Source organism: Flavobacterium micromati, assembly GCF_900129585.1.
Classification (GTDB): Bacteria; Bacteroidota; Bacteroidia; order Flavobacteriales; family Flavobacteriaceae; genus Flavobacterium; species Flavobacterium micromati.
The window spans coordinates 80,143-90,156 of sequence record NZ_FQWF01000007.1 but is presented as its reverse complement, the minus strand read 5'-3'; the positions used below and the strand labels follow the sequence as shown (position 1 = coordinate 90,156).

At 33.2% G+C, this 10,014-nt stretch carries 9 protein-coding genes; 6 read left to right on the top strand and 3 right to left on the bottom strand.

Annotation, left to right across the window (positions count from 1 at the left end; all coding sequences use genetic code 11):
- Window positions 1-11 precede the first annotated feature (11 nt).
- From BUB42_RS08905 to BUB42_RS08885, 5 genes are all read left to right on the top strand, one after another.
- Window positions 12-974 (top strand): PorP/SprF family type IX secretion system membrane protein, encoded by a 963-nt coding sequence (locus BUB42_RS08905; protein ID WP_073019530.1) that lies wholly within the window; start codon window positions 12-14, stop codon window positions 972-974.
- 150 nt (window positions 975-1,124) lie between these two features.
- Window positions 1,125-2,312, top strand: a complete 1,188-nt coding sequence (locus BUB42_RS08900; RefSeq protein ID WP_073019331.1) for a phosphoglycerate kinase — start codon at window positions 1,125-1,127, stop codon at window positions 2,310-2,312.
- A gap of 303 nt (window positions 2,313-2,615) precedes the next feature.
- Entirely contained in the window at window positions 2,616-4,664 is a 2,049-nt protein-coding gene (locus BUB42_RS08895; protein WP_073019528.1) for a LysM peptidoglycan-binding domain-containing protein, read from the top strand.
- Window positions 4,665-4,712: 48 nt separating this feature from the next.
- The gene (locus tag BUB42_RS08890) at window positions 4,713-5,690 is read left to right on the top strand and encodes a DUF4837 family protein (RefSeq protein ID WP_073019329.1); all 978 of its coding nucleotides are present in this window, start codon (window positions 4,713-4,715) and stop codon (window positions 5,688-5,690) included.
- A 39-nt stretch (window positions 5,691-5,729) separates the two neighbouring features.
- Window positions 5,730-6,176 carry a GNAT family N-acetyltransferase gene (locus BUB42_RS08885; protein ID WP_073019327.1) on the top strand — a complete coding sequence of 149 codons (447 nt, stop codon included), beginning with the start codon at window positions 5,730-5,732 and terminating at the stop codon, window positions 6,174-6,176.
- On the opposite strand, the gene BUB42_RS08880 is transcribed toward BUB42_RS08885, so the two are convergent.
- The 3 genes from BUB42_RS08880 to rnpA form a co-directional block, all read right to left on the bottom strand.
- Entirely contained in the window at window positions 6,177-6,983 is an 807-nt protein-coding gene (locus BUB42_RS08880) for an OmpA family protein (RefSeq protein ID WP_073019325.1), read from the bottom strand.
- Between the two features lie 13 nt (window positions 6,984-6,996).
- On the bottom strand, window positions 6,997-8,634 hold the full coding sequence (locus tag BUB42_RS08875) for a S41 family peptidase (protein ID WP_073019323.1): 1,638 nt from the start codon (window positions 8,632-8,634) through the stop codon (window positions 6,997-6,999).
- A 106-nt stretch (window positions 8,635-8,740) separates the two neighbouring features.
- Window positions 8,741-9,154, bottom strand: coding sequence for a ribonuclease P protein component (gene rnpA / locus BUB42_RS08870; protein ID WP_073019321.1), 414 nt, complete (start codon window positions 9,152-9,154; stop codon window positions 8,741-8,743).
- A gap of 124 nt (window positions 9,155-9,278) precedes the next feature.
- Here rnpA and BUB42_RS08865 point away from each other — a divergent pair, with 124 nt between their 5' ends.
- Window positions 9,279-10,013: a lysophospholipid acyltransferase family protein gene (locus BUB42_RS08865; RefSeq protein WP_073019320.1), complete on the top strand. Its 735-nt coding sequence runs from the start codon at window positions 9,279-9,281 to the stop codon at window positions 10,011-10,013.
- The last annotated feature ends 1 nt before the right edge of the window (window position 10,014 follow it).

The following is a 10,014-nucleotide window of genomic DNA, read 5'->3' as shown; positions in this document are numbered from 1 at the left end:
AAATTAGTAAAATGAAAAAAATTATAGTTTCTATTTTTCTCTTGACTGTTGCTTCGAGCCACAGTCAGGAGCTAAATTTGCCGGTTTTCACCCAGTATTTAGCAGATAATCCATTCGTTATTTCGTCTACATTTGCTGGAATTGGGGACAACCTAAGAATTAGAGCCAACGGTTTGACGCAATGGGTAGGAATAAAAGGTGCCCCCGATAATCAATCGATTTATGCCGATTTTAGAATTGCTGATCAATCAGGGGTGGGTATTTCACTGTACAATGATAAAAACGGTAATACAAATCAAGCGGGTGCAAAAGTCTCATTTGCGCACCACATTATCTTGGACTATTACTCTAAGCAATATTTGTCTTTTGGTTTATCATATAATTTTAATAGTTTCAGGATAGATGCGAGCGCACTAGATCCTATCAATTTTGATCCGGCTATAAACAACAATAGATTTACCGCTAATAATAACTTTGACGTGGGATTACTGTATAGAAATAAAGGTTACTTTTTGAGTTTTAATGCTAGTAATATTTTAAATAAAGACATTGACCAATTTACAGGTATAGAACCAAGTCTGTTGCGGAATTACCAAGTGTATTCTGGATATGTTTTTAGAAGTAAAACCTATAATAGAACAGAGATTGAACCATCTGTGTACTATCAGTTATTTGCAAGTGACAGACGTTCTAGTACTGATGTAAATGTTAAGTTTCGAAAATTCAATCGTGACGATGATTATATCTGGGCGGGAGTTTCCTATCGTTTTTTAAACGACCAAATAGGGAAGCCTTTAAATGTAGGTCCAATGGTTGGCTTCAAAAAGTCTAATTTCTATTTTGGATATTCGTATCAAGCTACACTGAATCAATTGTCAGCCTTTAATACTGGAACACACGTGGTTACTCTCGGATTAGATTTCCTTGCAGGAATTAGTAATTGTCCTTGTACTCAAAGTCCTGTTCATGATTAGTGCCTTTTTTTAAAACAACCACTGTTTTTAATAGATTATAACGTTTTCGTTGGTGTTTAGTTCTACAATTTTATTTTTTCAAATAGTTGACGCCGTTAAAAGTTCTATATTTGTTAGACTTTGAAAAACAATAAACTAAAAAATACAGCAATGAAAACTTTAAATGATTTTGATTTTAAAAATAAGAAAGCACTAATACGAGTTGACTTTAATGTGCCGTTGGATGAAAATTTCAGTGTCACTGATGCTACCCGTATTGAAGCTGCTAAACCTACTATTGATGCTATTTTAAAGCAAGGTGGTAGCGTAATTTTGATGTCGCATTTAGGCAGACCAAAAGGAGTAGAGGAGCAATATTCGTTAAAACACATCCTAAAAACTGCATCAGAAATTCTTGGTGTTCCGGTTCAATTTGCTTCAGATTGTATTGGTAAGGAAGCAACTGATGCTGCTGCAAATATAAAAGCAGGCGAAGTATTGTTATTAGAGAATTTACGTTTTCATAAAGAGGAAGAAGCTGGCGATGTTGCTTTCGCAAAAGAGCTAGCATCTCTGGGAGATATATATGTTAATGACGCCTTTGGTACAGCGCACAGAGCACATGCTTCAACGACAATCATAGCGCAGTTTTTTGATGAAAAAAAATGTTTTGGACTGTTACTAGCCAAAGAAATTGAAAGCCTAAACAAAGTTTTAAAAAATAGTGAAAAACCAGTAACAGCAATTCTGGGCGGATCTAAAGTTTCTTCAAAAATTACGGTTATCGAAAACATTCTCGATAAAGTAGACCACATGATTATAGGTGGTGGAATGACTTTTACTTTTGTAAAAGCGTTAGGAGGTAAAATAGGCGATTCTATCTGCGAAGATGACAAACAAGAGCTAGCACTTGAAATATTAAAATTAGCGAAAGAAAAAGGCGTTGAAATTCATATTCCAGTTGATGTTGTGGCTGCGAATGCTTTTTCAAATGATGCCGAAACTAAAATTGTTAATGTTAAAGAAATTCCTGATGGATGGCAAGGATTAGATGCTGGACCAAAATCATTGGAACACTTCAAAAAAGTCGTAATGGAATCTAAAACTATACTTTGGAATGGACCGCTAGGCGTATTTGAAATGCCCAATTTTGCAAATGGTACTGTAGAATTAGGAAATTTTATTGCTGAAGCAACTGCAAATGGTGCTTTTTCATTAGTGGGTGGAGGAGATTCAGTAGCTGCTGTGAAGCAATTTGGTTTAGAAGATAAAGTGAGTTACGTTTCAACGGGTGGCGGTGCAATGCTAGAAATGCTTGAAGGAAAAGTATTGCCAGGAATTGCAGCTATTTTAGAATAATTTAATGCCATAAAAGTAATTTTATCTTCATCTCTACAAATAGTAGAACATTAATTTATACATTTTTTAATCAAATAAAGACCTTAGAATCAAGTAATTACTAAGGTTTTTTTTTAGCTTTTCAATTGCTGAACTATCTTTTTAGTTTATATTTTTTAAATAATTGTTAGAAAATTCGCTATAATTTAGCTAGATATGTCATTTTTAACACTTTATAAAGAAGCATTTAAGTATTTAGCTGTTATGTTTGTAAAAAATAAGTTTTGTAATCATTTGAAAAAAGGCCCCTTAATCAAAAAAATTATGAATATTAAAAATACCACCTTATCGCTTTTTCTACTATTATCCGTTTCGTTAACGGCTCAGCAAAGTTTTGTTGAGACTAAAGGTATTGATAATGTAGAAATAAAATTGTCCTACTTAGATTCGATAAAAAAAACCTTTGTTAAAAATGAATTAGCTTCGCGAGTCGATAGTTTGTGGATGAAGGAATTAATTACCTTCGACTTATACAATACAATAACAGCTGATATTGAAAATTTTAATATCGATACCTCAGTCGATTTTGAATTGCCAACTGCCCTTTTAAAAGAACGATTAGCAGTGATGGATGCTAAATCTCCGTTCAACATTGAATACAATCAAGGACTTGAAAATATAATCAAATCGTTTTTGAAAAATAGAAAAAAATCTTTTGAACGCTTAATGGGCGTATCAGAGTATTATTTTCCACTTTTTGAAGAAGCTTTGGCAAAGCAAAACGTTCCTTTGGAGATTAAATATTTAGCAGTAGTCGAGTCGGCGCTGAATCCAAGAGCAGTATCTAAAATGGGAGCAACTGGATTGTGGCAATTTATGTATCACACAGGAAAACAATATGGTCTAAGTATCGACTCCTACATTGATGAACGTAGCGATCCGCTTAAATCAAGTCAAGCCGCTACGCAATACATGACTAATATGTATAAAATGTTTGGCGATTGGGACTTGGTTTTGGCTTCTTACAATTCTGGTCCGGGAAATGTTGCTAAAGCCATTCGCCGTTCAGGAGGACAGAAAAATTATTGGAATATTCGTAAAAATTTGCCCAAAGAAACCCAAGGTTATGTTCCCGCTTTTTTAGCCACAATGTATATTTATGAATACCACAAAGAACACGGTATTGTGCCAGAAAGGGCAAGCGTGAAACATTTTGCAACTGATACTATTATGATCAAACAGCAAATGTCGTTTAAACAAATAGGCGATTTACTTGACGTTCCTGTTGCGCAATTGCAATTGTTAAATCCCGCTTATAAACTCAATGTAATTCCGTTTTACAAAGACGAACCTCATTATTTAAGATTGCCACAAGATAAAGCAGCTGTTTTTGCTTCAAATGAAAATCAAATCTACGCTTATGGTCAAAATGAGTTAGAGAAACGAGAAAGACCTTTTACAACTGCTAAAGCCGTGGCAAGCAGAGACTCTGCTAACTCTTCATCAGATAGTAACAAATCTTCAAAAACGACCTATTATAAGGTGAGACGAGGTGATAATCTATCGGCAATTGCAAATAAATATGATGTTTCTATCGCGCAATTAAAAAAATGGAATAATCTAAAAGGAAGTTCTATCGCTTATGGCAAAAGTATTAAGATTGTTTTAAACGAAAGTCAAAATTCCTCAAATAACACTCAACCAAAAGATCAAAATATAATTGCTGAAAATAATGCAAAAAATCAAAGTAGTACTGTACAATCTTCAAAAGAAGAAGTAGCAACGACAGAAACTAATACACGTGCTACAAATTCTGAACCTACTTATATTGTTGCAAAAGGAGATAATTTAGGGAATATTGCAAATAAATATAATGTTACAGTAAGTGATTTAAAACAATGGAATGATCTTGCCGACAATAATATTCAGGTAGGAACTACATTGCAAGTTGCAAAAAAAGAATTGATTTCTAAGGAGGTTTTAGCGTCAGGTTCTGAGCACAAATACATTGAATATGTAGTAGAGAAGGGCGACAATTTAGGAAGTATTGCTACTAAATTTGGTGTGGAAATAAATGAGTTAAAAATTTGGAATAAAATGCAAGGTAATATGCTTTCAATTGGCAAATCGTTAATTGTCAGTCAAAATGAAGTAGCGTTAATTACTGATAAGGCAAAAATCAATCCCTTTAAAACTAAATCTTCAATTGCGAGAACATCGAAGAATGTTGTCGACTATTATGTAAAAAAAGGGGACTCTTTATTTAGTATCGCCAAAAAATATCCTGGTGTAACTATTTCCGACTTGAAAAAATGGAACGATATTCGCAGTGAAGAAATTCAACCTGGAATGAAACTAAAAATAAACGGATAGTGTAGAATAGTTCTATACAGCAGGGTTTTATTTCATAAATGAATAGCAATGAATAAAACCAATTTCTTACTGTTTTTTGTTTCATTAATGTTTTTGTCTTGTAAAAATGAAAATGATTCTATCATCCGTCAGTCACGGGGTAAAATAAACACAATTTCAGTAATTATAGATGATCAGCTTTGGAACGCTGATGTAGGTGACAGTATTCGAAATAAATTTGCATCGCCAGTAATTGGACTTCCACAAGAAGAACCGCTATTTAACATTAACCAGTATCCCACGAAACTTTTAGAGGGATTTATGACCGATACACGAGCCATTATCGTGGTCAAAAAAGCTACAATAAATAAGTTCCAAATCCACAAAGATCAGTACGCTTCTCCTCAAAATGTATTTCATATTTCAGGTAAAAATCCCAGCGATATTATTGCATGTATAGAAAAGAATTATGTAAAAATGATCCAGATCATCAAGGAAGGCGAAATAGGCGAAACGCAAAAAATCAGCAAAGAATCTCTACTTGACACACAAATCATTGCTAATAAATTTCGCATCAATATTGCCATTCCTACAGGATATATTTATGTGTTGCAAAAAAGCAATTTTATATGGCTTAAAAAGGAAATTATAGGCGGTAACACTAGTTTGTTACTTTATCAAGTACCGTTAAAAACGATTAATAGAAAAGGGGATTTGATTAGCTGTATTATAAAAATGCGTGATTCAATAGGCGATTTATACATAAGTGGAAAAGATTTCAATACTAATATGCTAACTGAGGAAGCTTACGCTCCTTATCTAACTAAAAGCAGTCAGGACGGTAAAGAAACTTATGAAACAAAAGGAACCTGGCAATTAAATAATGATTTCATGTCGGGGCCATTTATCAATTTTGCAATAGTAGATCCTGAGTATAATAGAATTTTAGTTTTAGAGGGATTTTGTTATGCTCCATCAAAAGATAAGCGTGATTTAATGCATGAATTGGAAGCTATTATAAAATCAGCTGTAATCGCAAAGAAGTAGTCTATAATTGCTTTAATTTGCATTCAAAAAAAATAGCTAATGCAATTACTCTGGGAAATTAAATCATTTGACGCACTTTCTGTTCATGAACTTTATGATATGCTACGTCTACGAAGTGAAATTTTTGTGGTAGAACAAAACTGTGTGTATCTTGATCTTGATGGAAAGGATAAAATAGCTTTGCACCTTTTAGGCAAAACTGAAGGAGAAATTGTAGCACACGCCAGATTATTTCAAGCCGGAATTAGTTTTGACAATGCTTCAATTGGTCGCGTTACAGTAGATCCTAAGCACAGAGATAAAAAGTGGGGTCATCAATTAATGCGCGAGGCCATTGCTGGAATTGAGCATAATTTTGGCGAAAGCAAAATCACAATTGGCGCTCAATTATACCTGAAGAAATTCTATGAAAGCCATGGTTTTGTACAAATCAGCGAAATGTATCTAGAAGATGATATTCCGCATATTGAGATGAAAAGAGAATAATTAATTTTTAGAAATATAAAACTCAACTCTCCGATCTAGTTTATCACCTTGACCTAACGGATATTTGTTTCCTCTGCCTGAATACTTCATTCTGAGCCTATTGATTCCTTCATTATGTAAATAATTATAGACAGTTTTAGCACGATTGAGCGATAAGTTGTGCTTGTTCGTTTCTTTATCTATTGCATCTGAATATAGATTTGAAGTGCAACAAACATGACCTCTAATTTCAAATTCCAATGTTTTTTGTTTTTGTAATTTGATTACAATTTTATCGAGTTCCCGCTGCGATTGTAAAGTTAGTTTACTGCTGCCTAGTTCAAACAAGATGTTATGTAAATAGATTCGGTCGCCCACTTGGTGATCATCTTGGAACGAGTTGTAAATGTTGTTTCCAAAACTATTTTTCTTTACGATAAATAAGTCAACACGCCGATTCTTAGAGCGTGTTTCGTTGACGTTTTCTAAATCATCTTTCTTTAAAAGAATACGGCCTTTGCCTTCAAATATGGTAATTCTGCTTCTACTATATCCCCTTTTAGTGAGGATATTATGAACAGTGAGCACTCTTTTTTGCGAGAGTTTGTAGTTGTAATCATTCTCGCCTCGATCATCACAATAACCATATATTTGAACAGATTCGACGGTAGAAGTGTCAATATTTTTAATAAAAGCAACAATATTTTGTATTTGATCTTTGTTGAGGTAATATTTATCAAACGCAAAGTAAACTGTTTCCACTGGCTTTTCTTGAGCTTGTAAATAGCTTAAGAATAATAGTGCTAGGATACTTATTGTTCTTTTCATCACATTTCCTTGATCACATTTTTAATATTGTATTATAAGTTTGAATATTACTTAAAAGCATAGTTGCCTTTTTTATTTCAGCATTATTTTGAATGTAATATTGATACAAACCTTCCTGATATTGGTACCTTATGATAATTTCATCTATTAGCAAGTTTTTAATCTCCTTTTGGTTCTTATCTAGCAATGTGTTCTCGCTTTTTTGAAGAGCTGTTAATAGTTGCTGGTATTCCAGTTGAATAGATTCATCTAATTTTTCTTTTTTGGCTACAGCCAAAGTGTTTTTCAAAGCCAATTCTGTTTCTGTGTCAAATGAGAATTTTTGAACTTTTAAATATTGTTTAAAATCTGAGTAATCGCTATCAGAAATGACAGGAATTTTATTACCTAAATTTGGATTTTTATAGTAATACGAAGTAACATAGTTAAAAATACCGTCGTTGCGTATCAGCGCATTTGTTATTGGACTGGATTTAGCTTCGTCCATTTCGACATCAGGTTGGATTCCGCCGCCATCATAAACGGTTCTTCCTTTTCTAGTTTTAAAAGCATTATAATTTTTCTCATCGGTTTTAATAGCTTTACCGTTTGGATCTTTTTTCGAATAATTTAATGACTGAATACAACGTCCAGATGGCGTGTAATAACGCGAAATAGTAACTTTAAGTTGTGTTCCATACGTTAAATCAACAGGGCGCTGCACGAGTCCTTTCCCAAAACTGCGACTTCCTACAATCACCGCACGATCCAAATCCTGCAGAGCTCCAGCAACAATCTCTGATGCCGATGCGCTTCGATCATTTACAAGAATAACTAGTGGTATTTGAGTGTCAACAGGATCTTTTTGTGTTTTATAGGTGCTGTTGTGTTTCTCGATTTTAGATTTGGTGGTAACAATTGTTTCGTTTTTTGGAACAAAAAGATTACAAATATTTACGGCTTCATTTAGTAGTCCCCCTGGATTATCTCTAACATCAATAATGATACGTTCAGCGCCTTCTTTTTTTAATTGCTCTAATGCATCTTTAGTTTCTTGTGAAGCTTTTTTATTGAAACGAGCTAAGACTATGTATCCAGTTTTTTCATCAATTTTAGCAAAAAAAGGAACTGATTTAATTTCGATTTCGTCAAGAACTATTTGGGTTGTGTTTGCTTTGGCTTGGCGTAAATACTTAATGGCAATTTTAGTGTTTTTAGCTCCTTTAAAAAGTTGATTGGCTTCGTCTTTGTATTCTGAAAGTTCAATATCACCAACTTGGATAATTTCATCGCCCGGTTTCAAACCCGCTTTATCAGCTGGAAAATTTTTATAAACTTCTTTAACGATTAAAAAATCTTTTCTCCTGGTCAATACAGCACCAATTCCAGTATATTCACCAGTATTATTTATTTTGAAACGCAAAACATCTTGCTCATTAAAATACACGGTATATGGATCTAAACTAGCAAGCATTCCTTTGATCGCTTGATCCATCAAATCGCCAGGATTAGTTTCGTCAACATAGTTTTTATTTAATTCTTTAAAAAGCGTCGTAAAGATTTCTATTTGTTTAGCCACCTCAAAAAAATCGTCTTTGAAACTGCTGGCAACAAATAATAAAGCCGAAGCGACTATAGGTATAAGGAATTTTTTTTGGGGAACAAATTTCATCGTTTAATTTACTAAGAATTTAGAATTTTAAAATTAGTTAAAATAAACAAATAATTAAAACGAATGTTAAAGTAAATAATTCGCCAGTTATTAATATGATTTAAATTTACAAATTTTCAGCTGGTGAGTCAATTGCGTTATTGTTCTTTTTGCAGTTTTGCTGAATAAACTTCTCAAACAATTGAATCGTTTTAGTGTTGATTTCTTGATAACTCAAGCGATCTTTTGTTTGGTAAAAAAACATAAAGGAATAAGGTTGATCTAAATTATCAATCAATAAATGTTTGTTTAAGCGATAGGTTTCGCGCAATACCCGCTTGAAATAATTCCGATCCACAGCTTTTTTAAAGTTCTTTTTTGAAACTGAAACACCCATTTTTATTGTTTCGCCTTCGCCAAAATTTCCTGATTTATAGACCAATCGCAACGGATATTTTGAAACTGATTTTCCTTCAGTAAACAATAATCCTATTGTGATTTTGCTTTTTAGCTTTTCGTTTTTTGGGTATTTAAAATTCATTGTGAAGGAAGAAAGTCATAATTTGTATGATGCAAATTTACAATTTAACGTTGAGCCTCGATATCGTTTTAGAATTAATTATAACTAAAAATATATTTATTACTTTTGTGCCAAATTATAAAGCATGCAAAAACTGATTTCGTATCCCATTTCCGTTATTTATTACCTGTGTTTTAGTCTCGCATTGATTATTTTTCATCCGATTCAGTGGGTTTGTTTCAATGTTTTTGGTTACCAAGCACATAAAAAAAGTGTAGATTACTTAAATTTTTTTCTTGTAAGATGCACGAATCTTTTAGGAACCAGCTATAAGTTTGAAAATGTAAAAGCAATTCCCAAAAACGTACCACTAATTATTGTTTCCAATCATCAAAGTATGTACGATATTATTGCCATGATCTGGTTTTTTCGTCGTTTGCATTGTAAATTTGTTAGCAAGAAAGAATTAGGAAGCGGTATTCCAAGCGTTTCTTATAATTTAAGGCATGGCGGTTCTATACTTATTGATCGCAAAGATCCTAAACAAGCTATTCCAGCTATAAAGGGATTAGCAGAATACATTGAAAAACACAACCGATCCGCTGTTATTTTCCCTGAAGGCACCAGAAGTAAAACGGGTGTTCCAAAAGAATTTTCTCAAACGGGGCTCAAAATATTGTGTAAAAACGCACCTTCGGCGTATGTTGTTCCAATAAGCATAAACAATTCTTGGAAAATAGTTAAATACGGTTTTTTCCCGTTAGGTTTGGGAAATCGCCTTACCTTTGTAGTTCACGAGCCGTTTGCGGTTAAAGATTATGATTTTGCTGATTTAATGTTAAAAACTGAAACAGCAATAGTTCAAGGAATTAAAATTTAAA

Bases quoted from the DNA above. Each gene is read 5' to 3' on its own strand.
- BUB42_RS08905 (WP_073019530.1), top strand. From the start codon at position 12: ATGAAAAAAATTATAGTTTCTATTTTTCTCTTGACTGTTGCTTCGAGC.
- BUB42_RS08900 (WP_073019331.1), top strand. From the start codon at position 1,125: ATGAAAACTTTAAATGATTTTGATTTTAAAAATAAGAAAGCACTAATA.
- BUB42_RS08895 (WP_073019528.1), top strand. From the start codon at position 2,616: ATGAATATTAAAAATACCACCTTATCGCTTTTTCTACTATTATCCGTT.
- BUB42_RS08890 (WP_073019329.1), top strand. From the start codon at position 4,713: ATGAATAAAACCAATTTCTTACTGTTTTTTGTTTCATTAATGTTTTTG.
- BUB42_RS08885 (WP_073019327.1), top strand. From the start codon at position 5,730: ATGCAATTACTCTGGGAAATTAAATCATTTGACGCACTTTCTGTTCAT.
- BUB42_RS08880 (WP_073019325.1), bottom strand. From the start codon at position 6,983: ATGAAAAGAACAATAAGTATCCTAGCACTATTATTCTTAAGCTATTTA.
- BUB42_RS08875 (WP_073019323.1), bottom strand. From the start codon at position 8,634: ATGAAATTTGTTCCCCAAAAAAAATTCCTTATACCTATAGTCGCTTCG.
- rnpA (WP_073019321.1), bottom strand. From the start codon at position 9,154: ATGAATTTTAAATACCCAAAAAACGAAAAGCTAAAAAGCAAAATCACA.
- BUB42_RS08865 (WP_073019320.1), top strand. From the start codon at position 9,279: ATGCAAAAACTGATTTCGTATCCCATTTCCGTTATTTATTACCTGTGT.